Annotated in this window: 22 protein-coding genes; 8 read left to right on the top strand and 14 right to left on the bottom strand. The window is 70.0% G+C overall.

Features of this window, described 5'->3' with window-relative positions; all coding sequences use genetic code 11:
- Nucleotides 1–55: 55 nt before the first annotated feature.
- Nucleotides 56–1423 (bottom strand): FAD-dependent oxidoreductase, encoded by a 1368-nt coding sequence (locus ACIQD6_RS29115; protein ID WP_401887990.1) that lies wholly within the window; start codon nucleotides 1421–1423, stop codon nucleotides 56–58.
- Between the two features lie 119 nt (nucleotides 1424–1542).
- Entirely contained in the window at nucleotides 1543–2931 is a 1389-nt protein-coding gene (locus tag ACIQD6_RS29110; protein WP_401887989.1) for an ATP-grasp domain-containing protein, read from the bottom strand.
- A gap of 163 nt (nucleotides 2932–3094) precedes the next feature.
- Here ACIQD6_RS29110 and ACIQD6_RS29105 point away from each other — a divergent pair, with 163 nt between their 5' ends.
- On the top strand, nucleotides 3095–4327 hold the full coding sequence (locus tag ACIQD6_RS29105) for a glycoside hydrolase family 26 protein (protein WP_401887986.1): 1233 nt from the start codon (nucleotides 3095–3097) through the stop codon (nucleotides 4325–4327).
- Nucleotides 4328–4354: 27 nt separating this feature from the next.
- On the opposite strand, the gene ACIQD6_RS29100 is transcribed toward ACIQD6_RS29105, so the two are convergent.
- The 8 genes from ACIQD6_RS29100 to ACIQD6_RS29065 form a co-directional block, all read right to left on the bottom strand.
- On the bottom strand, nucleotides 4355–5593 hold the full coding sequence (locus tag ACIQD6_RS29100) for a GNAT family N-acetyltransferase (RefSeq protein ID WP_401887983.1): 1239 nt from the start codon (nucleotides 5591–5593) through the stop codon (nucleotides 4355–4357).
- Nucleotides 5593–6288, bottom strand: a complete 696-nt coding sequence (locus ACIQD6_RS29095) for a lipopolysaccharide biosynthesis protein (RefSeq protein WP_401887980.1) — start codon at nucleotides 6286–6288, stop codon at nucleotides 5593–5595. The genes ACIQD6_RS29100 and ACIQD6_RS29095 overlap by 1 nt, the downstream gene beginning before the upstream one ends.
- A complete protein-coding gene (locus ACIQD6_RS29090; protein ID WP_401887977.1) occupies nucleotides 6285–7484 on the bottom strand; it encodes a glycosyltransferase in 1200 nt (399 codons plus the stop codon). The genes ACIQD6_RS29095 and ACIQD6_RS29090 overlap by 4 nt, the downstream gene beginning before the upstream one ends.
- Entirely contained in the window at nucleotides 7481–8215 is a 735-nt protein-coding gene (locus ACIQD6_RS29085; RefSeq protein ID WP_401887974.1) for a polysaccharide deacetylase family protein, read from the bottom strand. The genes ACIQD6_RS29090 and ACIQD6_RS29085 overlap by 4 nt, the downstream gene beginning before the upstream one ends.
- Nucleotides 8216–8288: 73 nt before the next feature.
- A complete protein-coding gene (gene murJ / locus ACIQD6_RS29080) occupies nucleotides 8289–10217 on the bottom strand; it encodes a murein biosynthesis integral membrane protein MurJ (protein WP_401887972.1) in 1929 nt (642 codons plus the stop codon).
- Nucleotides 10214–11737 carry an O-antigen ligase family protein gene (locus ACIQD6_RS29075; RefSeq protein ID WP_401887969.1) on the bottom strand — a complete coding sequence of 508 codons (1524 nt, stop codon included), beginning with the start codon at nucleotides 11735–11737 and terminating at the stop codon, nucleotides 10214–10216. Before ACIQD6_RS29075 ends, murJ begins: the two co-directional genes overlap by 4 nt.
- Complete coding sequence (locus ACIQD6_RS29070; RefSeq protein WP_401887966.1) at nucleotides 11737–13452, bottom strand: sugar transferase; 1716 nt, start codon at nucleotides 13450–13452, stop codon at nucleotides 11737–11739. Before ACIQD6_RS29070 ends, ACIQD6_RS29075 begins: the two co-directional genes overlap by 1 nt.
- Nucleotides 13449–14741 carry a glycosyltransferase gene (locus ACIQD6_RS29065; RefSeq protein WP_401887963.1) on the bottom strand — a complete coding sequence of 431 codons (1293 nt, stop codon included), beginning with the start codon at nucleotides 14739–14741 and terminating at the stop codon, nucleotides 13449–13451. Before ACIQD6_RS29065 ends, ACIQD6_RS29070 begins: the two co-directional genes overlap by 4 nt.
- Before the next feature lie 400 nt (nucleotides 14742–15141).
- Between ACIQD6_RS29065 and ACIQD6_RS29060 the strand changes: the two genes are divergently transcribed.
- Both ACIQD6_RS29060 and ACIQD6_RS29055 read left to right on the top strand, forming a co-directional pair.
- A complete protein-coding gene (locus ACIQD6_RS29060; protein ID WP_401887961.1) occupies nucleotides 15142–15381 on the top strand; it encodes a chaplin in 240 nt (79 codons plus the stop codon).
- A 347-nt stretch (nucleotides 15382–15728) separates the two neighbouring features.
- Nucleotides 15729–16130 (top strand): hypothetical protein, encoded by a 402-nt coding sequence (locus ACIQD6_RS29055; RefSeq protein WP_401887958.1) that lies wholly within the window; start codon nucleotides 15729–15731, stop codon nucleotides 16128–16130.
- Nucleotides 16131–16330: 200 nt separating this feature from the next.
- On the opposite strand, the gene ACIQD6_RS29050 is transcribed toward ACIQD6_RS29055, so the two are convergent.
- Entirely contained in the window at nucleotides 16331–16966 is a 636-nt protein-coding gene (locus ACIQD6_RS29050) for a vitamin K epoxide reductase family protein (RefSeq protein ID WP_401887955.1), read from the bottom strand.
- A gap of 32 nt (nucleotides 16967–16998) precedes the next feature.
- The gene (locus tag ACIQD6_RS29045) at nucleotides 16999–17505 is read right to left on the bottom strand and encodes a DUF5949 family protein (protein ID WP_401887952.1); all 507 of its coding nucleotides are present in this window, start codon (nucleotides 17503–17505) and stop codon (nucleotides 16999–17001) included.
- 249 nt (nucleotides 17506–17754) lie between these two features.
- Between ACIQD6_RS29045 and ACIQD6_RS29040 the strand changes: the two genes are divergently transcribed.
- From ACIQD6_RS29040 to ACIQD6_RS29030, 3 genes are all read left to right on the top strand, one after another.
- On the top strand, nucleotides 17755–19050 hold the full coding sequence (locus ACIQD6_RS29040) for a cytochrome P450 (protein WP_401887949.1): 1296 nt from the start codon (nucleotides 17755–17757) through the stop codon (nucleotides 19048–19050).
- A 309-nt stretch (nucleotides 19051–19359) separates the two neighbouring features.
- On the top strand, nucleotides 19360–19986 hold the full coding sequence (locus tag ACIQD6_RS29035) for a hypothetical protein (protein ID WP_401887946.1): 627 nt from the start codon (nucleotides 19360–19362) through the stop codon (nucleotides 19984–19986).
- Between the two features lie 21 nt (nucleotides 19987–20007).
- Nucleotides 20008–20580, top strand: coding sequence for a hypothetical protein (locus ACIQD6_RS29030; protein ID WP_401887944.1), 573 nt, complete (start codon nucleotides 20008–20010; stop codon nucleotides 20578–20580).
- Nucleotides 20581–20615: 35 nt separating this feature from the next.
- On the opposite strand, the gene ACIQD6_RS29025 is transcribed toward ACIQD6_RS29030, so the two are convergent.
- Entirely contained in the window at nucleotides 20616–23009 is a 2394-nt protein-coding gene (locus ACIQD6_RS29025; protein ID WP_401887942.1) for a polyprenyl synthetase family protein, read from the bottom strand.
- Nucleotides 23010–23165: 156 nt separating this feature from the next.
- Between ACIQD6_RS29025 and ACIQD6_RS29020 the strand changes: the two genes are divergently transcribed.
- Both ACIQD6_RS29020 and ACIQD6_RS29015 read left to right on the top strand, forming a co-directional pair.
- A complete protein-coding gene (locus ACIQD6_RS29020; protein WP_401887939.1) occupies nucleotides 23166–23792 on the top strand; it encodes an ATP-binding cassette domain-containing protein in 627 nt (208 codons plus the stop codon).
- The gene (locus ACIQD6_RS29015; RefSeq protein ID WP_401887936.1) at nucleotides 23789–24583 is read left to right on the top strand and encodes an ABC transporter permease; all 795 of its coding nucleotides are present in this window, start codon (nucleotides 23789–23791) and stop codon (nucleotides 24581–24583) included. Before ACIQD6_RS29020 ends, ACIQD6_RS29015 begins: the two co-directional genes overlap by 4 nt.
- 1067 nt (nucleotides 24584–25650) lie before the next feature.
- Here ACIQD6_RS29015 and ACIQD6_RS29010 read toward each other — a convergent pair.
- The coding region (locus tag ACIQD6_RS29010) for a transposase (RefSeq protein ID WP_401887933.1) at nucleotides 25651–25975 on the bottom strand (325 nt) is incomplete at its 5' end.

Below are 25975 nucleotides of genomic sequence, written 5' to 3'. Positions count from 1 at the left end.
CCCGGCCGGGAGAATCGCACCGGATTCTCCCGGCCGAAAATGACCGGCCGGGAGATCAGCGGCCGGCCGGGAGATCCGCCGCCGGGGCGGACGGCTGAGGTGCTGACGGCTGGGGGACGGGTGACTGGGGGACGGGTGACTGAGAGGTCGGCGACTGATACGTGGGCGGCTGAGGCGTCGGCACCTGCGCCCCCTGCCTCTGCCGGACCGTACGGAGTGCCCCGCCCCGGGACCCGAGCCGACGCCGGACACCCGCCACCAGCCGCTCGGCCGTGTAGGCCGACCCGTACACGAAGCGCATCGACGGGCCGAACGACGGGGCGCTCAGCAGCCCGGCGAGGAACAGTCCCGGGTACGAGGACTCGAAGACCGGGCTCGCCTCGGGGGCGCTGCTCGGTCCCACCGTCCGCAGCCGGCCCCGCAGTTCACTGCCGAGCAGGCCGAGCCGTTCGACCCCCGGGGTGAATCCCGTGGCGGCGATGACATGGTCCGTCTCCACGGTCTCCACCCGGCCCGTGGTGGCGACCAGTTCCAGTCGTACACGCCCGTTCACCGCGGTCGCGCCCGCCACGCTCTCGCCCAGCCTGACCGCCACCGCCGGCTCGAAGCGCTCCCGCAGCCACCACGCGCCCGCCGGACCCAGCGCGGAGGTGAAGACGCGGGCCCGGGTCGACGCGGGCAGCCGCCGGAAGAGGCCAGGTGTCTCCGCGTAGAGCCAGTTCTTCCATCCGCAGCCCAGACCGGTGTGCGGGCTGCGCGCGGACTCCAGGACGGGCCGTTCCCTCGGCAGCGGGACGGTGTTCCAGTTCAGCCTGTCCGAGCGGGCCACCACCCGTACGGCAGTGCCCTGTTCGGCCAGGAGCGCGGCGGTCTCCAGGGCTGCCTGGCCCGCCCCGATGACCGTCACGTCCCGGCCCTCGAAGGGCGTCAGGTCCGCGTGGTGACTGCTGTGCGACACCTGGTCGCGAGACAGCCCCCGCAGGGGGGCGGGGATGTCCGTGAAGGGCATCACGCCGACCGCGAGTGCCACCGTACGGGCGAGAACGCTGTCGCCGTCGCCGACGGAGAGCCGGAATCCGCCGGGGCAGGGCTCGACGGCCGTGATCGTACGGTCGTCGACCGGAGGGGCCGCCCGCTCCGCGAACCACAGTCCGTAGGAGGCGAAGAAGCCGACCGGCAGCGGCACACCGTGCCGGACCTCCACTCCCTGGGTGGCGGCGTACGCGTCGAGGCCGAAGGCATCCTTCGGGTCCGAGAGATTCGATGCCCACGGTTCCGATTTCAGGTACATCCCGGGCGGCATGTTGTCCCGCCACGAGGCCATCGGCCTGCCGAACACCCGCAGATCGAGGCCGGCGGCCGCGGCGTGCGCGGCGATGGAGAGGCCGTAGGGGCCTGCGCCCACCACTACAAGGTCGTACATCCTGAATCCCACTCTCTGTACCAGGGGCGTCGGGTTGTTCGTTGAGTTCGTCGGGGTCGTTGAGTCCGTCGAGTCGGTTGAGTCCGTCGGGTCGGTTGAGTTCGTCGGCCTCGTCGCGGTTACCGAGGCCGGGGCGACGACACGGACCTCTTGGGGGGCGTGTGAGGCGCTTGGGGTGCGTGAGGTACGGCGGGCGGGGGCGACCGCCGGTCGGGCCGGGTGCGCCTGAGGCGGCGCCAACACTGACTCCAGGCCCGGCGCCAGGCTCTCCGTACCGCGTGCAAGAACCAGGCGACGGCCATGGAGCACGCCGGCAGCGGATCGTCCAGCGCGAACCACGCGGTCTCCACGGACCGGGGCCGCGCCCCAGAGGCCTGCGCCCCGGGGACCTCCTCCGCACGGGCCGCCTCCGCACGGGCCCGTTCCGCGCGCGTGCGCCAGGAGAACGGCCCGGAGGACAGGCACGACAGGAACGCGTAGTTCTCCACCACGAACGACCGGCCGTGCGCCGCCGGTTGCGCCGGGACGTCCCGGCCGGTGAGGTCCAGGTGGAGCGCGCGTACGACATCGGTGCCCGACCCGTCGGTGAACAGCCGGAACTGCGCGCCGGCCCGGGGATTGAAGTCCAGCAGGTGGTACGCGCCGGTGGCGGTTTCCAGCCGGAAGTCGAGGTCGAGGATCCCCCGGTAGCCGAGCGACGAGACGATCTGACGGGCCATCCGCTCCACGTCCGGATTCGGCAGCCAGCGGCCCACGGCGGTCAGCCCCGCCCCCACCGGCCAGGACCGCTCCTTGCGCCCGGTCGCCCCGACGAGGCACTCGCCGCCGCTGCCGCTGTAGCCGTGGAAGAACCAGTCGAGGTCCCGGCCCGGCGGCAGGAATTCCTGGAGCAGCAGACGGCTGCCCGCCTCGTCGCTGCGCCCGTACAGTTCGCGGGCTTCCTTCGGGGAGCGTACGACCTGGGTGCTGCGCAGCCCGGCCCCGTCGGGAAGGAGCCACGGCCTGCTCCACTTCGCCACCACGGGCAGCCCGAGCGACCAGGCGGCCGTCGCCGCCTCCTCCGCGCCGGTGGGGATCACCGTCCGCGGATGGGGGATGTCCAGCGCACCGCAGATCTCCACCAGCTCCGCCTTGTCGGCGACGCGCTCCGGCAATCCTGACGGCTGCTCAGGCAGTAGATAGCGACCGGCCAGCCGCTGCTGGAGACGTCCCACGGCGATCGCGCTCACATCGTCCAGCGCGATGAGCACGGCCGGGGTGGCGAGCCCGTCCGCGATCTCGGACAGCAGCCGCTGAATCTCCGACAGATCCGTGCTCCGGTCGGGCCGTAGATGCGCACGGCGCAGATAACGGGAGCGCCCGACAGGGCTGCGCGCGGCCTCGATCACCGCGTGCACCTCGATACCGGCCCGGCCGAGAGACCGGACGGCGCCCAGCGTGCCGTGGTGGAACGGGTTCCGGTCGAGCCTCATGAGTACGGCCGGGACGCGGGTGTCAAAGCTCGGCACGGTGGTGCCCTTCATTTCGATGACCCATGCGGGGGATGAAAATCACGAACGGTCTACTGGAACACCGGAGCGGGTTCCCGTTCGGCTTATTAGAAATACTTTCGAAGGAGCGTGACCACGGTTTCGCGGCCACGGAAAAATGGCCCAACTCGCAAGGAGTTACATGCCCCATCGACGTCGACGGCCGTTCATCACCGGGCTCGGTGTGGCCATGGCCGGTCTCCTTGTCTCAGGTGCGGCACTGCCCGCTTCCTCTCACGCGACCGACCGGAAAGAGGCGCGGGGACCGGAAGAAGAGCGAGCACCGGAAGGAGCGCGGGGACCGGAAGGAGCAAGTGAGGCGGAAGGAGCAAGGGGAGCGGAGGAAAAACCCAAGCCGAAACCCCCGCCGGCCGCCTCGCCCGCGATGGGCGCGTATCTGGACTACGGCCCGGAAGGTGTCCGGCGGATCGCCGCCATGCAGAAATGGCTCGGCGGAACGGAGTTGCGGGTCGGGCACAGCTATCTGCCCGGAGACATGTGGTCGAACATCGAGGGAAGCCCTGGATTCCTTGAGGCCTGGGCCACCTGGCGAAACGCGCGGGCCGACCGGATCTTCGCCCTCAACGTGCCCATGCTGGAAAACACCGAAGGCCCGGTCAACGACAGTGGCGTACGCCGTGAGCTGCGCAAAGGTGCGCAGGGCGACTACGACAGCCATTTCCGGACCCTCGCGGAACGGCTGGTCCGGCTGGGCGTCCCCGACACGGTGATCGTGCTCGGCTGGGAGATGAACGGAGTCACGTACACCCATCGCTGCGGCCCCGACCCGGGGGCGTGGAAGAAATACTGGAACCGCATCGTCACCGCCATGCGTGCCGTGCCCGGGCAGAAGTTCCGTTTCGACTTCGCTCCGAACCGTGGACGGGACGATGTCCCGTGGACCGAGTGCTATCCGGGCGATGATGTCGTGGACATCATCGGGATGGATTCCTACGACCAGCCGACGGGCCAGAATTTCGCTGATCAGGTCAATGAGCCCTATGGGCTCCAACAACATGTGGACTTCGCGGCCGCGCACGGGAAGGTTATCTCCTATCCGGAGTGGGGCCTCTTCAGCAAGGGCGACAATCCCGAATATGTGCGGGGAATGCTCCAGTGGATGGATACGTACAAGCCGCTGTACAACACCATCACGGACTACTGCCCGCATGGCGTATGGATGTGCGAGAAGAATCCCAAGTCGTCGAGGGTGTTCCGCTCCATGCTGTACGGCCGTACGCCCGCGCCCGCCCCGAACCCCACGCCGGAGTGCAACGCGCTGAATCTCGGTACCTGGCTGGAGAACTGGCTGGGAGGCAAGATCTGCCTCCCCTTCCACCATCTGAAGCACCAGCGCGAGATGTGGCGATCCTGACTCGGGGCCGCTTCCGGGGCGGCAAGGTCATCCCTTGCCGCCGCTTCGCCGGAGCCGTTTGACGAGGGCGGCGGCCCGGTCCCGGCCCGCCGCCCTCGCGACGAGCAGTCGCAGGAACGGGGCCAGTGGGGGCCGGGCCAGCAGAAGCCGCTGATTGTGGACGGTCTCGGGGCGCCAGTGGTACTTGTACGGCTCGGTGCCGCGCAGCATGCTCAGCGTGGAGCGGCCGCTCGTACTGATGTGCCGCGCCGCGCTGCGTAGCAGCATGAGGGCCACATCCACCTTCTTGGTGCGCAGCTCGGGGTCGGCCCCGTACAGATAGCCGCCCTCCAGCTGGCCGGACATCAGCGTGAGATCCACCGCCCGCACCGTCCCGGCCAGCCGGTACTCGGTCATCCGCGCGTCGCCGTGCTCGACCATGGACGTGACGGAGCGGGCCAGGTGTTCCGAGAACCGCGCGCTGAGGTGCTCGGGGGTGACCTTGCGGCCCTGCCACTGGAGCCGGTGCAGTTCCAGCAGCCGTCCGACGGCGGCCGGGATCTCCTGCTGAGGCACCACACGCTCGACGAGGTCGTGGGAGTCGAGCTTGCGCACCTTCGCGCGGGCGCGCTGGGCGCGTGAGGAGGAGAGTCTGCGGAGCAGTTCGTCCAGGGGGATGGCCGGCAGTTCGAGGCAGACCGAGTCGGCCAGTTGGCGGCGCGGCCCCTGCCAGTGGGCGCAGACGCGTTCCACCGCGGCTCCGGGCCGTACTTCACGCAGGTCGATCACCGCCGTACGGGCCGCGTCCGCGAGGGCCTTCGCCAGCACGGCGGTCACATCGTCGGCGCGGACCTCGGCTCGGGGATCGGCATCGGCATCGGCTTCCGTGTGCCTGTCGTCGATGAGGACGTCGAAGAAGTCCGAGATACCGGCGCCGAGCGGGACGAGGACCGGGAAGGGGCGGCGGACCAGCATCAGCGGGGCCGCCGCGACCAGTTCCCCGTCCCGGTGTACGAGCACGATCCGCAGGCGGCCGGGGGTCCCGTACGAGAGCCACCAGGAGTGCAGCCAGGAGTGGCTCTGGAAGGGGGTGGCCGTACGGGAGCGGCGGTAGAGCGCGTGCCACGCCGGGGCGAGTGCGGCAAAGCGGTCGGGGTCGCGGCACAGTTCCGTGGTGAACACCGGGCCGGAGCCGGACGAGACGGACGAGACGGAAGGGGCTACGGGTGCTGTGGAGGCTGCGCGGACCACGTTCGTGGAGGTCCGCAGGTCCGACTCGGGGGTCATCACACCGTCTCCGGCTGCGGCTGCTGCTGCTGCTGCGAGGCGGACGAAGTCGCCGGGCCCGGGACGGACGCGTGGACCTCACTGATCCGCCGCTTCGGACGGACCAGCAGCCCCAGCCCGCCGAGCAGCCCGCCCGCACAGCCGCCGACCAGGGCCGCCAGCCACGCCGTGGGCGAGGTCGGGCTCGTCGGCTTGACGGCACGGGAGAACTGCACCACCCGTACGTTCGTACTGCCCTGCATGTGGGAGCCGTTGAGGACCAGGGACCGCGCGACGCCGTCCGCCATGCTCACCGCGGTCGACGCACGGGTCGCGGTCGCCGTCACGGAGATCATCGGCGCGTCCGGCGACGTGGCCGTCTGGACATCGGTCTTGAGGCTCTCCGTCGGCACCCCGGCCCAGACCTGCGCGTCACCGATCACGGCGACCTGGGAGGCGACCCGTCCGTACGCCGTCGCGAAGCCCATCGCGGTGGCCGGATCGGACTTGTTCGTCGGAACGATGAGGACATGGCTGGTGGCGGTGTACTGGGGGGTGTGGAGCATCCCGTACGCCCCGCCGGCCAGCGCCCCGATCAGGGCCGCGACCGGCACCAACCACCGGGCGGACGGCGCCTTCAGGCGCGACAGGGACCGGGCGGGCCAGGCGGCCAGACGCCGTGGACGGCTCCGTAGGGGACTCGGCTGGGTGCTCATGAGCAACTCACTTCTCGGTTGGGGACCGGACCGCGCACGGCGTTCTCGTAGACGGTCATCAGCTGTTCGGCACTGTGGGAGATGTCGTAGTGGAGTACGGCCGGGGGTACGGGCAGCCGGTGCGGCCCGGCCTCGCCGAAGCTCTCCTGGAACCGCCGCAGGTCGGCGACCAGTCCGGTCACCGAGCCGCTGATCCGTCGCGCTCCGGGCGCGGCTTCGGGGGGCAGGTCGTGCAGGGCGGGACAGGTGACGTGGAGGACGGGGAGCCCGGCCGCGAGGGCTTCGACGACGGCGAGTCCGAACGACTCGTCGGGGGAGGTCGAGACGAAGACGTCCATGGCCGCGAGCAGCGAGGGCAGATCCGGCCCGCCCCCGGTCGTCGGGGACGACAGGGCCGACGGGGACGACGGGGCCGGCGGGGCCGGCGGTGGGTCCTGGCACGCACCGTGCAGGACGGTCCGGTCGGCCGCTCCCAGCTCCCCGGCCAGCCGCCGCAGCGCCGCGCGCTCCGGACCGTCACCGATCAGGAGGAGGCGGGCACCGGGCAGTTCGGCGACAGCCCGGACGAGCGTGTCGTAGCGCTTGCCGGCGGTGATCCGGCCGACACCGCCGACCACGAAGGCGTCCCCCGGCAGCCCGAGACGGCGGCGGGCGGCGCGGCGGGCGGCCGCGTCGAAGGCGAAGCGCGCGGCCTCGATGCCGTTCGGGACGACATGGATGCGGTCGCGCCGTACCCCCCAGTGTTCGAGGCGGCGCGCGACGGTGGCGGAGACGGCGACCGTCGCGGTCCCCAGGCGCTCACCGGCGAGATAGAGGGCGCGGGCGCCGCTGGACAGCGGCCGGCCCTCGATCTGTACGGCGCCCAGGGAGTGTTCGGTGGCCACGATGGGCCGTACACCGGCGAGGCGGGCCGCGAACCGCCCGTACAGGCAGGCGCGGTAGAGGTGCGTGTGCACCAGGTCGTACCGCCCCTGCCGGACGAGCTTGGTCAGCCGGGGCAGCGCTCCGACATCGAGGTTCCCGGCCATGGCGAGGTCGGTGACGCGTCCGCCGTCGGCGGTGATGCCCTCGGCGACCGCGCCCGGGTTGGTGAGGGTGATGACGTCGCTGTCGGTGGGCAGGTGCCGCAGCAGGAGCCGCAGTTGCTGTTCGGCGCCGCCGATGCCCAGACCGGTGATGATGTGCAGCACTCTCACGGTCCGGTCCTCCGGCCGGCGGACACCGCGGGCGCCGGATACGCGTCGGCCGGGACGGGCTCGCGGCGCCAGGGGTGCAGCCCCCACTTGAGCCGCAGCCGCGGGCCGGTGTCCTTCTCCCCGACATGGATGCGGGGCAGGGCGAACACGCCGGTGAGCGGCCCCGGGTCGATGGCGCAGGCGTACGAGTAGCCCGCCGCGCGTACGGCCTCGACGGCGCGCGCGTCGACCGTGCCGTACGGATAGCAGAAGCCGGCGACCTCGCCGACGCCGAGGTCCTGGAGGAGTTCGCGGCTGCGCCCGGTCTCGGCGGCGAGCAGCGCGTCGTCCGCCTCGGTGAGATCGGTGTGTCTGAGCCCGTGGGAGCCGATCTCCATACCTGCCTCGGCGGCGGCCCGGATGCCGTCCTCCGTAAGGAGGGGCTTACGGGGGCCGAGGCTGTCCCATTCGTTGGTGCCGCCGAGACGGCCGGGCAGCACGAAGACGGTGGCGGTGAACTCGTACCGGTGGAGCAGCGGTACGGCCCGCTCCACGAAGTCGGCGTAACCGTCGTCGAAGGTGAGGCCGACGAGGCCCGCGCCACGCCCTTCGGCGCGGGCGCGCAGCAGGCGGTCCATGCTGACGCCGGTCAGCCCCCGGCGGCGCAGCCAGCGCAGTTGCTGTTCGAGGCGGCCGGGCGAGACCGTCACCTGGTAGGGGTCGTCGGCACAGTCGGCGACCGAGTGGTACATGACGGCCCACAAGGGGGCACAGGACGTGCGCCGCGGCCCGCGCGATGCGGAGGGAGGGCCGTCGGACACCATGTCAGCGGGCATGCGCGACCTTTCGTGAGACATGCGCGAGCTTTCGTGAGACGGGACGGAGGAGGGTGTCGATCTCTGGGGCCCGCAGGGCGCGGGCGGTGACGAGGAAGACGGCGGCGACCGCGACGCAGGCCGCCGCCGCGCCCAGGACGGGCGAGCTGACGAGTTCTCCGCAGAACCAGCCGGCGCCGGTGGAGGCGGCGGCGGCGGCGCAGAGTTTGACCAGTCCCCCGGTGGTCCGGCGGGTTCGGATGGGCACGCTGTGGCGGGCGAGTCCGTGCAGCATCAGGGCGGCGGTGACGCTGATGCCGAGGGCGTTGGCGGCGGCGATGCCGAGCACGCCCCAGACGTTCACCAGGAGGGCGCCCGCGCCGGTGGTCAGGGCGAGCCCGGTGAGCATGGCGAGCGCCGGGAACCAGAGCGGGCGGGCGGCGGAGAAGTAGCAGCGGACGAGCGCCCCGACCAGGGTGTGGCCCAGCAGTCCGAGCGCGTACACCCGCATCACGTCGGCGGTGGCCGCCGTGTCCGCGCGGTCGAACGCACCGCGCTGGAAGAGCACTTCGATGATCTGCGGCGCGCAGGCGATGACCGTGGCGGCCCCCACCAGCACCATGATTCCGGCGAGCGCGAGATCACGCTCGACGCGCCATCGCGCCCGGTCGGTGTCCCCCGCCGCCATGGCGCGGGCGACGACCGGGAAGGTGACGGTGCACAGCATGAGGGAGAGGACCATCGGCATCTGCGCGACCTTCTGCGCGTAGTTCAGATGCGAGATGGCACCGGGCGGCAGCGGCGCGGCCAGGAACCGTTCGATGAGGACCTGCGACTGCCGGCTGAGCGCGAACGCGATGACGGGAGCGAGCAGGCCGAGGGCGACGGGTGACACGCTCGGGGTGGCCTTGGGGGCCTGCTCGGGCTTCGGCGCCGGTGCTGGTGCCGGTACCGGTGTGGGTGGCTGCACCTGTACCTGTGATGGCGTCGGCAGCGACCTGGGTTCCGTCGCCGGTCGGCGCTCCCTGAGCCTGTGCCACAGGACCGGCGTCTGGACCAGGATCATCAGTACGCCGCCGAGGGCGACCCCGACGGCGGCGGCCCGTACCCCCCACCGGTCGCCGGCCACCAGCATCGTCGTGATGATGCCGACGTTGTACGCCACGTAGATCCCGGCGGGCGCCACGAAACTGCCGTGCGCCCGCAGCGCGGCGCTGAGGTAGCCGGCCATCCCGAAGGTGAAGGCGCAGGTGGCGGTGAGCCTGGTGCAGTCGACGGCCAGTCGCGGTTCGGGCAGCCCCGGCGCCAGCACGGCCACCACCCAGGGCGCGGCGGCCACCAGCAGGGCCGCGCAGGCGCTGAGCGCGAGGAACAGCCGGGGCAGGGTCGTCCGCATGAGGTGCCGTACGGGGTCCGGCCCCAGGTCAGGCGCCAGATCAGGCCCCGGGGCCGACCGCGCGGCGCGGCGGGCCAGCGCCAGGCTGAACGCCGGCACGAGGATCAGCGCCATCGCGTCCTCGATGAGGATCGTGGAGGCCATCTCGGGGACCGTCCAGGCGACCAGGAAGGCGTCGGTGTCGGGGCCCGCTCCGTAAAGATGCGCGATGGTCTGGTCACGGACCAGGCCGAGCAGCGAGCCGACAGCGGTCATCAGGGCGGTGAGGAACGCGGCCCGCGCCAGGAACCGGCCGGAGAAGAAGGAGCCGCGCCCGCCTCCGCTGCCCGCCGGTCCGTCTCCAGAGCCCGGAGGCCCACCACCGCTGTCCGCCGGTCCTTCTCCGGCACCCGCCGAACCGCCTTCGGTGCCCGCCTCCTTAGGAGAAGGAGCCGATTGAGCGGGAACCGCGGATGCAGGCTGCGGGACCGCGGGAAGAGACCGCCTCGTACCGCTGACATCGCTCACGTCGCTCACATCGCTCACGTCGCTCAACTCGCTCACGCCGAGGCAGCCCCTTCGTTCACCCGGCGGCCCGGGTCCGGCGAACGGACCTGATTCCGCGAACGGACCCGGTCCCGCGAACCGTCCCGGCCCGACCCCAGCGCCCACCACGCCGCCAGGCCGAACATCACGGCCGTCAGTACGGTCGAGGGGCCGCCGATGTCCCCGTAACTGAAGTTCACCAACTGACAGACCAGCAGCCCGATGACGACGAGGCCGCAGTCGGCGCCCCTACCGGAGCGGCGCGCGCCGGACAGTCCGCGCAGCGCGCACACGAGGAGCGCGGCCCAGCTGCCCGCCAGGGCGGTCAGGCCCAGCAGCCCCTGCTCGCTGAGCACGAGCAGATACATGTTGTGCGGGGAGAGCAGCGGCTGACGCTGGAAACCCTGTCCGGCGCCGGCCGTGTCGCTGGCCGAGGAGAGCGCCAGCGAGGCGTGGCTGTCGCGGTAGGCGGGGAAGCCCTTCAGCCCCACGCCGGTGAGCGGTCGCTCCTGCCACATGCCGGTGGCCGCCGCCCACATGGTGTAGCGGTCGGTGACGGACCGGTCGGGCGCGTCGGTGACCCGGGTGATGCTGTCGAGGCGTTCGGTGACCATCTGCGAGCCGATGCCGAGACCGCCGACGAGCACCACGCCCAGCGCCCCGGCGGCGAGCACGATCCGGGCGGCCCGGCGCGGTCCGGAGAGCGCCAGTTGCAGCACGACCGCCGCGGCCGTGGCGATCCACGCGCCACGGCTGAAGGACAGCACGAGCGGTACGGACAGCAGCCCGGCGCAGACGAGAGCGACGACACGCTGTCCGCGGGGCGCGCCGGCGCCGTGGTCACCGTCCATGCCGAGCGCGAACCCGACCGCGATGATCAGTCCGAACGCGACGACCGTGGCCATGCCCATCACATCGCTGGGCCCGAACGTGCCGACCGCGCGGATGTTCTCGCCCATGTACGAGGCGCCGGTACCGGTCAGATACTGCACGACACCGACCGAACCCTGCACCAGCGCGAGGGCGACCACGGACCCGGCGACGAACCGGAAGTCCGCGCGGTCGCGCAGGAGCAGCAGCAGCGCGGTCGGCACCAGTACGAAGATCTGGAGGTAACGCGCCACCCCGGGCAGGCTGGACGCCGGATCGTGCGAGGTGATCGCCGCGACGGTGACGCCCAGCACCGGCAGTCCGAGCACCAGCGCGGCGGTACGGGTCAACGGGCGGGCCCGCTCCCGCAGTACGCGTACGAGACAGTGCAGGACGAGCAGCGCGGACGCCAGGTCCGCCACGCTCCCCGACCCGCCTGAGCCGTCGCCGGACGGCGTCGCGGGTACGGCGAGCAGCGCGACGACGGCGATCGCGGGCAGCAAGGGCGCCACCCGGCGCAGAACGGCGCGCGTCCGCAGGGCCGGACGGGCCGCGTGCGCCGCGCGAGCCGCACTGCCCGCACTGCCCGTACCGCCTGTACCGCCTGTACCGCCCGTACCCGGCTGACGGCCGGTCAGGAACAGAGCACCGGAGGCGTCGGCGGCCATCAGCTGCCCGCCGGACGGACCAGGGAGACGGCGGTCCGCAGAAGGATGCATACGTCGTGCCACAGCGACCAGTGGTCGATGTAGTGGTTGTCGAACCGGGAGCGTTCCTCGATGGACGTGTCACCGCGCAGCCCGTGCACCTGCGCCAGGCCGGTGATGCCGACGGGCATCCGGTGCCGGGCGGCGTAGCCGGGGTGGGTCTTGCTGAAGTTGGCGACGAAGAAGGGACGTTCCGGCCGGGGGCCGACCAGGCTCATGTCGCCGCGCAGTACGTTCCACAGCTGCGGCAGCTCGTCCAGCGACGTACGGCGCAGGAAGTTGCCCACCGGGCTCATCCGCAGGTCGTCGGCGATGTTCCAGCGGGTGGCCGACTCGTGGTCGTCGGCCGGCCGCAGGGTGCGGAACTTCAGCAGGGTGAAGGAGCGCCCGTTCTGGCCGACGCGTTCCTGACGGAACAGCACACCGGGGCCGTCGCAGAGCCGGACGGTGAGGGCGCAGGTCAGCAGGACCGGGGAGGCGGCGAGCAGGATCGGACCCGTGATCAGTACGTCCAGCAGCCGCTTGGCCGCCGTACCGCCCCGGCGACGGCGTACGGCCGGGGGCGCGGCGCGGTGCCAGGTGAACCCCCACAGGTGGTGCGCCATGCCGCCCGGCGGGACGGTCGTGTCCCACGGCCCGGATCCGATGAACGAGATGGCGCAGCCGTATTCGTGGAACAGCGAGCTGAGGGCCGCCCGGTCCATCTCGCCACCGGTCCCTCCGCCACCGGAACCGACAGTCCCGGTCGCGACACCGCCGGAACCGACGCCCGACGGTCCGAGCCCCGACGAGGTGATACCCGCCCGGTCGGGACCCGCGGCTTCGAATGCCCCGGAGCCGATGCCACCGGGCCCGATGAACAGCACTTCCTGGACGCCGGTCTGGATGACGGCGCGCTGGACCTCGGCGGCCGAGGTGAGGACCGGCAGGGCGTGGACGCCCGTACCGCCGCTGTCCCGGCTCCCGTCCCCCTGGCTCCCGCCCGCTTCCCCTTCCCCGCCGCCGTCCCCGCTCCACCCGCCGGACACCCCGTCCTCGTGGGCGGGGGCGACGATCCCGACGGGTCGCAGTCCGTACTCCGGATGCCGGACGAGCAGCGCTGTCAGCCGCCGCGCCGCCGGGCCCGTACCGACGACCAGCGCGGACCGCAGCCGGTTGCGTACCACCGCGCGCCGCCAGGTATGGATGAGCGAGCGGCAGCAGCCCGCCACGGCAAGCTGTGTGGCACCGCCGGCCAGCATCACCGCGAAGCCGAGGACGCGCGCCGGGAAGAGCGCGGCGAGAACGGCCGCGACCACGCACCACGACACCGCGATACGGGCGGCGAGCGCGGGAAGCTGGTCGAGTCCCGACAGGACGACACCGGGGCGGTACAGCCCGGCGATCGCGTTCAGTACGGTCACACACGCCACGAGCCCGACGGCCAGAGCCGGGTCACGCTGCTCGTCGTCGAGGACGAAGGTGGACAGGAGGACCGCGAGCACATCCGCCACGAACAGCGGCAGGCCGAAGCGCAGCGGGGCGCCCGCCGGGCGGCGGGGCGGCTTCGTGAGGCGGTCGGGGGTGGCGGCACGGGGCGAGGCGATCGCGACTCGTGCCGCGGACCGTCCCGTGAGCTGGTCTGTCGTTCGCGCATGCCCGGACGGCGGGGGAACGCTGGTGCTTTCCGTGGTCACTGGGGAATCGGCTCTCTGCGTTCGGGGCGCGGCACGGCGGCGACCTCGCGGTACACATCCGCGACGGCACGTGTGGTTCGGCGCACGTCGTAGGTGCTGAGTACGTGCTGATGGCCTTGGCGGCCGATGGCTTCGCGCAGCGGCCCGTCGCGGAGCAGGGCGCTCACGGCGGCCGCCAGCGCGGGCGGGTCCTCGGGCGGGGTGAGACAGAACGCCTCCCGGCCCGGCGGAAGGCTCTCGCGCGCGCCGTCCACATCGCTGAGGACGACGGGCCTGCCACTCGCCATGGCCTCCAACGGGGCCACGGCCATGCCCTCCCAGCGGGAGGGCTGGACAACCAGATCGGCCGCCCGGTACCAGGGCCCGGTGTCCCGTACGGCTCCGGCGAAGAGCACCGACGGCGGCGCCGTGCCGCGCAGTTCGTCGGCGTCGGGCCCGTCACCGACGAGCACCAGCCGCGCCTGGGGCAGCTGCTGTACGACCGGCTGCCAGGCGCGCAGCAGGATGTCCTGCCCCTTCTGCCTGCACAGCCGGCCGACGCACACGACCACGGGGGTGGCCGGCTCCAGCGCGGCGAGCAGCGGCAGAGAGGCACGCGCGGCGAGGGCACCGGCCGACGGGATCTCGGCCGACAGGGAGTCCCGGGCCGTGCGATCGGCGGCCGGGGAGCCGGCGGCCAGGACATCGGCGGCCCGGGCATCGGTCGGCGGGGCATCGCCCGGCAGAGTCCCCGTCGGTGTGAAGTGCCCGACGTCGACTCCGTTGTGGACGACGGACCAAGGGGCGACGATCCCGGCCCGCTCCCCGGTACGCCGTTCGGCCTCGCTGACGCAGATGACGCGGTCGGTCCACCGGGCGGCCCACCGCTCCCACTGCCGCGCGAGCAGCTCGGTCACTCCGCCGACCGCCTCGAACGACCAGGCGTGCGGCTGGAATACGGTCGGCACCCGGCCCCGGACCGCCAGCCGGCCGGCGAAACCGGCCTTCGCGCTGTGGGCGTGAATCAGGTCCGGGCGGATCAGCTCCACAAGCCGGGCGACCCCCCGGACCTCGTCGAACAGACCGAACCCCGGGTCGCGCGTCGCCCGCCAGACATGGACCTCGGCCCCCCGGCGGGCCGCCGCCTCGGCGAGCGGCCCGTGATCGGGGCAGGCGACGACGGAGCGGACACCGGAATCCACCTGTGCCGCGACCAGGTCCGTGACCACCCGCGCCACACCGCCGTCCACTGGCTGAACCAGATGGAGCACCGTGAAACCGGTCCCGGAAAGGCGCCGTTGAGGCTGCACGCGCAACTCTTTCCACTCGTGGAAAACAGGAAAGCGGAATCGAAGGCTGATTCGAACGTCACCATCAGCCGCTGCACCTCACAGCGAGACCAACGAAATCCGCCTACGGCATCTCCGTATCGAGAGACCGAAACAAGAAGGGACCTTTACAGAGCCCGGACTGAAAATCACGTCAGACGCGCGGAAACTCGTTGACCTTACAAAATGACTTCTATACCCGGTCGCGCACACGGATGGCGGGCCCCCAATTCCCGGGCCCGGAGGGCCTCCGGCCAGGTACCGCCCACAGCGTCACTCATTCGGGGGCGCAACCGATGGGTGCTTTCGGCGTTGATCCATAAGCCGGGGCACACACGCCCGGCGTCACGTCGCCCCACTCACATCCGAGGAGCCTTTCTCCATGTCGCGTATCGCCAAGGCCGTTGTTCTCTCCACCGCGGCCGCCGCCGCTGTCGCCGGTGCCTCCGGCGTAGCCTTCGCCGACGCCGGTGCGAAGGCCGCGGCCGTCGGTTCCCCGGGTGTCCTGTCCGGCAACATCATTCAGGTCCCGCTCCACGTGCCGATCAACCTGTGCGGCAACACCATCGACGTCATCGGTCTGCTGAACCCGGCCTTCGGCAACACCTGCGTCAACGGCTGACAATTCACTGTCGTCGTCGGCGTCGCCTTGACGGAGCCGCTCTTCCCTTCGGGGCGGGGCGGCTTTTCCGTCGTGTCCCGGAGCACCTCCCGGGCTTCCCCTGCCTCCCGGCAGCCGGCCGCTCGTACGCCAACTCGCGTGCGCCAACGACGCGGAGGCGTGTTGGACACGAGGAGAAGGTGAGTCCCCTTCCTTCGGGTGGCCGGCCCAGAATTCCCTCTGTCCGGAGTTTCCGCCATGCCCGGGAATCGTTACTGATGACGAGGCCGCACAAAGGGAACCTCCAAGAGGCCTGTGCGAAACGAGAGTTGTCTCGCAACAGACATCGCTGAAAGAAGGATTCAACAATGAAGCCCATGAAGGTCGCCGCGATCATCGCCGGTTCCGTGATGGCTCTGGGTGCCGCGAGCCCCGCCTTCGCCGCCGGCGAAGGCCTGAACCTGAACAACGGCCTCGACACCGTGGCCAGCCAGGGGCTGCGCGACCCCAAGCCGCTGAACACCAACGCCCTGGACACCGAGAACCCCGGCTCCGTCCTCAACGCGGTGAAGGGTGTCACGGACGGGCTGAACAAGAAGAAGGACACCAAGAACACCAAGGGCGTCAAGAAAGCCAGCGGCAAGCAGAAGACCGGCAAGGCAGGTAAGGCCGGCAAGGGCAAGAGCAGCAAGATCGGTAAGAGCAACAAGGGGACCGGCAAGGGCGGCCTGCTCGGCGGGCTCTCGCTCGACAAGGTGCTCTCCCGTTAAGAGCGCTCCCCCGCTGGGTCGTGTGCGACGAGGTCGGCCCTGGTCGTACGACGACGGTGGCCGCGGCGACGACGGTGGCCGCGGAAGTCGTCGTACACGGGACGGAGTTGTACACGGGACGGACTTGGCGGCTGTACGGAGTTGGGGCTCCGTACAGCCGCTCTGTCATCGCTACGGTCGCTCCGGGTCAGCTGCTCCGGTCAGCTGGTCCAGAAGTCCCACCAGCGGGTCAGGATCAGCATCCCGATGATCCCGATGTGCAGCACCGGAAGCACCCAGGTGAACTCGTCCAGGAAACCGCGCAGCCAACCCGGCGCGGGCAGCATGCCCTGGCGGACGTTGTGCGAGGTGACGTACCAGAACATCAGGATCGTGCCGACCCAGGCCAGACAGCACCACAGACACAGCGAGTTGATGTTGTACAGCGACTGGTACTGGAGCCAGGCGCAGAACCCGACACCGAACAACATGCCCGCGTTCAGCCCCAGCCAGAACCACCGCCGGTAACGCGCCCCCGCCAGCAGCCCCATACCGACACCGACGACCACCGCGTACGCCGCCAGCCCCAGCATCGGATTCGGGAAACCGAACACCGACGCCTGCTCACTCTTCATGATGTTCCCGCAGGACACCACCGGATTCAGACTGCACCCCGGAGTGAAACCCGGATCCTCCAGCAGCTTGAACTTGTCAAGAGTGATCACCCACGCTGCCAGCAGCCCGGCCGCACCCGTGACCACCAGCAGCAGCGCGAACGCCCGCCCGCCGCCGACCGCATCACGGGTGCTGTCCGTCTCTTCGCCGGCCGATGTGTTCTCGTCCAATGCCGTTGCCATGACGTCCGCTCCACCGCCTCCGGTTCTTCGACTCAGCTGCGCAGGCCGCTGACCGGCAGCAGACAGTGCGCGGCGCTGGAGAGCATCTCCAGGTCTCCGGCGAATCCGCGCAACTGCTCCTCGCTGACCGGCTTTCCGGGCGTCGCCTCGGCCCACGGGCGGGTGGCGACGATGAAATAGACCTTTCCGCTGTCCAGCGCGTCCCGCTCCCACTCCGGAGGCACCGGGCACTGCGCGTTCAGATACGGCATCGTCAGTACGGCCCGCCCGGCCTGCACCAGCAGTTTGATCGGCACATTGGTCGTCAGCGAGACATCGACGAGATCGCCGCCGGGAATCAGCCCGACCTCCTGAAGAACCGTACGCATGGTCTCCTCACCGGCCTCCGGCCCGTCCCGGCCGTCGCCGAGCGAATAGGCGAGCAGAAAAGGCGTATTGCGTTCGGTCTCGGAGAGATCGGTGGTCCAGGCAATCACCGAGAGGGTGCCCAGCCGGGGCGCGTGCTGAACGCTGTTTGAAGCGGTGTTGGTAGAGGTCATACATCGGGACAGTAGTGGCCTGTGGGGAATATCCGTGAGCCGGTGTCACCCAAGTGGGGGAATGCCATGGCTACTTCAGGCCAGCCGCATCTCTCCGTATCCGCGCCGGTCCATGCCTTTCGCTCCCCAGTGCCACTACCAGTCATACGCACCTGGCCAGCCGCACGTTGCGGACGCCTGTTCCATGCGAAGCTCCTTGATCACGCCTTTCTCCCGCGCCATTCTCGCGCATCCACGGAAGGAATCGAGATGACAGCCCTGGTTCAACCGCCCCCGTCCCCGGCCGAAAGAGAACACCCGGAGAGACCGGATCTCGCGGATCCGTCATTCTGGCAACTTCCGCATTCGGAACGCGTACAAGCATTCGCTCTGCTCCGCCGGCTGGGCGAACCCCAGTACTTCGTCGAGCGCCCGAAAAGCCGGTGGCGACCGGAGCGGGGATTCCACGCCCTCGTCACACACGCCGACGTGGTCGAGGCGAGCCGTAATCCTCAAGTGTTCGCGAGCGCGCCGGGCGCCACGACGCCGGAGCCGGCGCGCTGGGTGCGTGCCCTGTTCGGTGACTCCATGGTCAACCTGGACGCTCCGCACCACACACAGCTGCGCCGGATCGTCTCGCGTGCCTTCACCCCACGGATCCTCAGCCGCACGGAGGCGGACATCGAGGCCGTGGCGACCCGCATCGTGGACGACGTACTCGCGCTGCGGCCGGACGACTTCGTCACGGCAGCGGCTTCCCGGATGCCGTTCGAGGTCATCTGCAACCTGATGGGAATCCCGGACGGGGAACGCCCAGCGATCCTCGCCCAGGTGAACCGCGCCTCGGGCGACATCGGCGTCTCCCGTACGGGCCGCAGCCGCCTCCGGGTGCCGGGCAAGGGGCTGCGCGCGCTGGCCAGGATGCAGGGCATGATTGCGGACCTCGGCCACGAGCGCCGCAAGAACCCCACGGACGACCTCATCTCGGCCCTGGTCACCGCCGACATCGACGGCGAGGCGCTGACCGGGCGCCAACTGGGCGCGTTCTTCTCCCTGCTGATGGTCGCCGGCGTGGAGACCACCCGGAACGCGATCGCCCACGGCCTGGACCTGCTGACCCGACACCCCGAGCAACGCGCCCTGCTGCTGGGCGACTTCGACACGTACGAGGACGGGGCGGTGGAGGAGATCGTGCGCCACTCGACGCCGATCATCCAGTTCCGCCGTACGGTCACCCAGGATCACCGCATGAACGGCCATGATTTCCGCCAGGGGGACAAGGTCGTGCTGTTCTACGCCTCGGCCAACCGCGACGAGACCGTCTTCCCCGCCCCGGACGCCTTCGACATCACCCGCACCCCGAACCCCCACGTCGGCTACGGCGGCGGCGGCCCGCACTACTGCCTGGGCACGTATCTGGCCAAGCAGGAGATGAAGGCCCTGTTCCGCGAACTCCTGACCCGGGTCCCCGACCTGCGCACGACGGACGCCCCGGTCCTGGTCCCGTCGAACTTCGACAACAGGGTCCGCTCCATGCCGTGCGCGTACGCCGCGCAGCAGCCGTAAGCCTCAGCCGCAAGGCCGACGGTGTCACTCTCCCCGTGCACCACGGATGGGATCCCGTCCGATTCACCGATCGGACGGGATCCCATCCGTGATGGGCCGTTCACGGGTGGGTCCGAGGGTGCGGATACGGTGACGCTCTGCGGCGGAGCGGTAGGAGACGCGTATGCGGCTCGACCAACTCACAGCCGACGGCGCTGACATCGCGGCCAACAGCCTTGAACGCGTGGAAGACCCACAACGGCGCGGAGAGCAACACAGCGATCGCGACAGTGCGATCACGGGGCCACCCCGGATCCGAAGGGACAAATAATGAGGTGGCAAGCGCGAAGGCGCCGCGGCTCGGCGCTCGCGGGTGGACTTCTGCTCGGGCTGACGCTCGCGGCATGTGGCGGCGGCGAGAAGGAAGAGGCGGCCAAAAAGACGGTGCCGGCGACGGAGGTGTGCGACGGCTTGTCGCCCAAGGCTGCGCGGGCGTTGGAGCAGGTCTCGGAGACAAAGCGATTCGAGTATCGCTTCTACGAGGAAGGGGCGAAGGCGCTGAAGGATCGCCTGCACGATCCCGACCGGCGAGGTGGGGGCGATCTGCCCGATTGTGTGATCGAGCCGGATGTGGCCGACCCCGACGAGAGTCCGTCACGGATGAACGTATCGTTCGAAGAGGTTGAGAGGCTTCCGCTGCCTGAACCCGAGGGAGTCGCACTGGCACGCCTTCCGGTCGGGCTACGGGCATATGGCGACTCCGGCAGTGCCGACCTGTGGTTCGCCTGCGAGGTACCGGGGGTCGGAAAGCCGATCGTCCACGCGCGACTCCTCTACGGGTCCCGGCCGCGCGAGAAGAGCCCCAAGGAGGCGAACGTCAGGGTCCTCCAGGATCTTTCGCGGCAGTATGCCCTCGCGATGGGCTGCCCCGACGCCGGAGGTATCCCCAGTGTGTGACGTGCGTCGGGCGGCCCTGACATGACCGGTGTCATCGTCACCCTCTTCGTCTGCGCGGCCCTCATGACCGCCTTCAGCCTTGCCGATCAACGCCGCCTCCACCGGCGGGTCACGTCCTGGCGCCACGATGGCTCGGCGGCCAACGAGCCCTCGGACACGGTTCTCGGGGTCAGTCGTGTCATGACGTTGGTCTTTGCCGGATTCCTCGCTTTCTCGGGGTGCCGGGCCATGGACTTCGCGGACGAATCCTCCTGGGATCTCGGCGAGGTGCGATCGGTCGCGGTGGCGACGGCATCGGCCCTGGGAGAGGGGTCGTCCGCAGACCGCAAGTTGACTCGGTTCGCCATCGAGGAGGAGGTGCACGATGCGGCCGAAGGGATCGGCCCCTTCTGGGAAATCGAAGTGATGCCCTCGGGCGAGGACAGCTTTCAACTGGCCACTGTCCAGGGCGAGTACCCGTTCTGCCTCGTCGTGACGTCCTCGCGATCCGGCGGCTTCGCGGTGCCGGGAGCGGATGGTTCGAGCACCGTCCTGCCGGAGTACGGTCGCGAGGTCACCGTCGAACCCGGGGAGTGCCAGGGCGTGTCGGAGTGATTGCCGCGCTCGCCTGACCACTCCCGGCCGGGGCGCTACGAGCGGGCCACCGGTGCTGGTTCCGTGGCGGGGTCGGTGGCGGGGTCGGTCTGCCGCTGGGCCGCGTACCAGCCCAAGGCTCGGATGGTGGCTTTGTGCTGGCTGGGCGGGAGGAGTTCCTGGAGGGGGGCCCATGCCTGGTCGACGAGCGTCCGGCTGTCGTGCAGGGATGCGTGCAGGGCGCCGCTGCGGGTGAGGAGGTCGGCGGCGTGTGCGGCGCCGTCGGGGGTGCCCTGGTAGAGGCTGTCGCGCAGGCGGTGGCGGTCGGCCGGGTCGAGGAGGCCGGTGGCGTGGGCGACAGGGTAGGTGATGCGGCTGTTGATGAGGTCTTCGGCGGGCGTCTTGGAGGTACGACCCTGTGCTCGGTCCGCAGCGCTGGTGACGCCGTCAAGATTGGCGACGTCGTCACTGATCTGGTAGCTGGTGCCGACGGCTTCGAAGTACCGGCCCACAGCACCGATCTGTTCTTCCGTGGCGCCGGCCAGCACCGCGGCGGCCTCGGCCATGCACCGGACGGGAACGCCGGTCTTCAGCCGAAGAGCCGTGCGGACCTGATCGAGGAGATCGTGGTGGTCGCCGGTGGCCACCGCGTGTTCGAAGGCGTTACGGGGGCCGGTCAGGTCGAGGGCCTGGCCCGCGTGCCCGGTGCGCAGGGCCCGTAAGCACAGGCGGTGGACGCGCAGCATGGTGGCGGCGTCGTGCTGCGGGATGAGGTCCAGGAGCGGATCGAAGGTGAGGTAGGTGAGGGTGCCGGCGTTGATGGTGGTCGGGGTGCCGAAGAGGGCGTGGACGGCGGGGCGTCCACGGCGCAGCAGGGAGGCGTCCTCGATGTCGTCGATGACGACGGAGGCCGTGTGCAGGAGTTCGGAGATGGCGGTCAGCGGCCGGTAGGGCTCGGGGTCGACGCCGAGGAGGCAGAAGACAGAGGCGCTGATGTAGGGGCGCCAGGAACGGCCGGGGTTGTCCAGGATGTGGCGCAGCGGGGCGATGAGGGACTGGTGGAGGCGGTCGAGGGTGTCACCGTCGAAGGCGGGACTGGTGTCGGCGCCGGTGAGCAGGTGGAGGGCGGTGGCGTCCGTCTCCGCTCCCGCGGGGTAGACGGTGGCGGCTTCGGTGAGCGAGATCCGGGAGATGCGGCGCATGTAGCGTTCCACGTCGCCGACCGTGGAGCTCGGCACGCTCTCCAGAAAGGCGGTTCCGGACACCGGTGCGCCGGTCGATCCCGGTGTGTCCGTCGGCACCCCGGTCCCGGTCGGCACCGATGTCCCGGTCGGCACCGGCGTCCCGGTCATCGTGCCGCACACGGAGGAATCGGCTTCCCAGAGGGACCGGCCCGCCATGATGGTGCGGTTCTCGGAGCCGGCGATGCGCCCGGTGACGTCGACGTCCAGGCCGAGGCTCGGGACGCTCACCTTCACCGTGGTGGGGTAGGTCTCCAGGGTGGCGAGGGAGGTCCAGTCCCGGGTGACCTGCCACGTGAGGTCGTCGTGGTAGCTGACGGTGCCGTCCGGGCGGACGGCGGTCGCCCGGGTGAGGACGGGGACGCGTTCCTCGGTGACCGGGTCGGTGTGCTCGGCCCTGATGGCGGTGATGTCCCACCCGTTGTCGAGTCGCATGCCCGTCCACTGCCAGGTGTGGTCGGTGGTGCCCCGCGCCCGGTTGGTGAAGTACAGGTGTCCGCCCCAGTCGTGCTCGAACCAGGAGGTGCCTTCCACCCGCTGGTGAGCGCCGTCCCGCAGGCGGAGCCGGCCCCGGGCGTGCAGCCGGGGGATGAAGACTGAGGTGAACGCGTCGCTGCCGTCGGGCAGTCGCCCCGGGAAGTGGCCGCGGGCGTCGTACTGCGGCACCGTCGGCCTCTCCGGGATCAGGCGCAGCTCCAGCTCCACCTCGCTGCGGACGGTCAGCGTGAAGCTGCCGTCGTTCTCCCGGCGCAGTACGGCCCGGTCACCCAGGACGAGGTCCAGCGATTCCGTGCCCGCGGTCACCTCGCCCTCCAGCGGCCGGTCCGGAAGGGGCACGCCTTCGGCGAGCACGTCCGCGAGAGCGGTACGGACCCTGGGATCCATCGCCTCGTCCCCGCAGAAGGAGGTGCTCAGGGCCTGCAACAGAGCGGGAGTGATCCAGGTACCGCTGGAAACCCCTTCCGGACCGGTGTGGGTGAACAGCAGCCCGTAGCCGGGCATGTCCGGGTCGTGCGGGTTCTCGTGCCGGAAGACGCACAGCACCCAGACGTGCTCCGTCCCGTTCTCGGCGCGCAGGCGGCCGTTGAGGCACCAGGCTTCCGAACCTGCCTGGGGGTGAGGGGTGCCGAAGTGCTCGGCGGCTGACTCGCCGCGGGGCGTGGGCAGTTGCGGCGACGGCGCTGTCGCCGAGGGGGTCTCATGGGTCACCGCTGCAACCTAGGGCGGCCTGCGGCCCGGCTCCTCCCGCATGCCCCGGGTCTCACCGCATCGGGTGTTTTGCCGCGTCGGCTCCTGCCGAAGCCGTGTCCTCGCAGCGCGATGGACTGTTGAGCATCCAGTCCGTAAGTACTTACATCGTTTCGAATGGGGGGTACGGGAGTGGAAGTCAACGGCGTGCATCACGCCTACCGTCGTCACCGTCCGGTCCTGCGCGGGGTGGACCTGCGGCTGCGTGAGGGCGTACTGGCCGGGATCGTCGGGGAGAACGGGGCCGGCAAGACCACCTTGCTGAAGATTCTCTCCGGTGAGCTGCGGGCGGACCGCGGCGGTGTCCGCCACCACGGCAGGTTCGGCTACTGCCCACAGGCCGCCGTCCTCAACGACGCCCTCACCGTGCGCCAGCACCTGGAGTTCTTCCAGACCGCGTACGACCTCCCGGATCTCCACCGCGCCGAGGAGGCCATGGATCAGCTGCACTTCCGCGAGTACGACCAGCAGCGCGCCGGAACACTCAGCGGAGGCACCCGCCAGAAACTCAACCTCACTCTGGCCCTGATGCACGACCCCCAGGTGCTGCTGCTGGACGAGCCCTACCAAGGCTTCGACTGGGAGACGTACCAACGCTTCTGGGACCTGGCCGCACTGCTGCGCCGGCAAGGCCGCTCCGTCCTGGTCGTCTCCCACCTCGCGTACGACACCGAGCGGCTGGACGAACTGTGGCGCCTGGAAGGCGGCTTGCTCCACCCCGCACAGGAGGTAGCAGCCGCATGACAGGTCACCGCCATGCGCGGCTCTTCGTCACGGCCACGCGGTACGCGCTGACCGAGCACCTGCGCAACCGGTTCGCCATGGCCCTCGTCGTCGGCTTCATCCCGCTGTGGACCGCACTGGCCTACGCGGCGATACCCGACCAGAGGATCCGGTTCCAGCTGCGCGCCACCGGGGACACCCTGAACCCGCACGGCAACGAGCTGACCGAGATCACCGGCGCCCTCAACGCCGTCACTCTCATCATCGGCTTCATGATGTTCGCCTCCGCCTTCTCCGGCGGTACGTTCGACCGTCGTCTGGCGCTGGCCGGCTACCCCCGTACCCACCTGCTCCTCGCCAAGATCACCGCGCTCACCCTCGCCTCGGGAGCCGTCGCCGCCTACGCCACTGCCGTCAGCCGTCTCCTGTGGACGCCCCGCCAGCCGCTCCTCCTCGCCGCAGCGCTCTTCTGCGCCGCGATGACCTACGGCGCCCTCGGCGTCGCTCTCGGCTCGCTGCTGCGGAAAGAGGTCGAGGGCATGTTCACCATCGTCATGATCTCCGTCATCGACCTCGCCCTCCAGAACCCCATCGCCAGCTCCGGCTCCAACAGCCCCGTAGTAAGCCTTCTGCCTTCCTACGGCGCCATGCAGGCCAGCAGCGCCGCCGGATTCTCCACCACTGTCCTGGCCGGCCACCTCGGCATCCAGATGCTCTGGTTCATTTCCGCCGCTCTGGTCAGCCTCGCCGCTTTCCAGCACCGCACCCGCAACGCTCTCCCCCGCGCCGTCACCCGCCCCCGGTCGGCCTAGAAACGACGAAATCCCGCCCGATCATTCCGATCGGACGGGATTTCGTGAACCCTCTGCGAGCCAACTCGCTGAGAGCCTTGCTGCGTTGTGGACCTGAGGGGATTTGAACCCCTGACCCCCTCGATGCGAACTACGGGCGGAACGGTCGCCGAGGTCTGCACGCCAGGTCACTCGTGGGCGTAGGGGTGGGATCGGTTGCCGTTGGTCCCTGCGGTTGCTGTACTTCGCGGCTGTACAGCGGATCGCGAGCACCCCGGAGAGCTGCCCACTGTTCCTGAAGGAGCAGGAAGGGTGTCACGTATCCGGTCGCCTCAAACACCGTGGCTCGCCCGGTACCGATCAGCGCTGCTCCGGTCAGAAGTGCTACAAGGTGTACCACGGTGCACCCATCGATCGAGGGTGCTAGGTGGATTTGTCGGAGTCGATGTCTCATAGTGGGTACCGGTTCCTGCCTGCGAAGGGCTGTGGACCTTGAGGCCACCCGCTTCGTTGTCGAGGCGCGCGGGTGGCCTCTCCCCTCATTATGGGGAGCTTCTTCAGCCGTGTGGGTTAATTCTGAGCACCTCACACAGAAAGTGCAAACCCGCAGGTCAGAGCGCGCCAGAAACCCCGCCACATTACCAATCTAGTCAATCAATCACGACTCGCAATCCAATCACGACTCGCAATGCCAGTCGATAGAACTCGTAATGCTAGTTCATAAAGCTCGCAATGCCAGTCGATAGAACTCGTAATGCTAGTTCATAAAGCTCGCAATGCCAGTCGATAGAACTCGTAATACTGGATCACAACATTGAGTTGCGCCTGCGTATAGCGTGGACCGGCACCGCTCGCCCCGGCTGCCATCCCGTCTGCCGTCGTCCCACACATCGTGGAGCGGGCGTGGTTCATGGCGTCCAGGTGGAGCGCGCCACTGTACGAACGACCTGGACGCCATGGGCCGCGTCTGCTCGGCTCTGCCTGGGGCGTCGGTGGACGGGATGGCAGTTCCCCGCGCACGCCACACACCGGCCGGCACTCGCGAACGGGGGTCTGTCAAACGAGCGGTGTAACTGGGGTTGTTGGAGTTACTGACGGGCTGCGGAGAGGCGGCCGTCGAAGGTGATGTCGAAGGCGTTCAGTGCGGTCTTCCAGCGCATGGTCCAGCGGGCCTGGCCCTTGCCGGTGGGGTCGAGGGACATGATCGCCATGTAGACGCACTTCAGGGCGGCCTGCTCGTTGGGGAAGTGTCCGCGGGCCTTGACCGCCCGGCGGATACGGGCATTCACCGACTCGATCGCGTTCGTCGTGCAGACGATGCGGCGGATCTCGGTGTCGAACCGCAGGAACGGGGTGAACTCCTCCCAGGCGTTCTCCCACAGTTTCACGATCGCGGGATACTTCCGGCCCCAG

Origin of the sequence: Streptomyces sp. NPDC088400, from assembly GCF_044753355.1 — a bacterium.
GTDB lineage: Bacteria > Actinomycetota > Actinomycetes > Streptomycetales > Streptomycetaceae > Streptomyces.
Note: the sequence above shows the minus strand (reverse complement) of the source record. Positions and strands in the feature narration are given on the sequence as shown.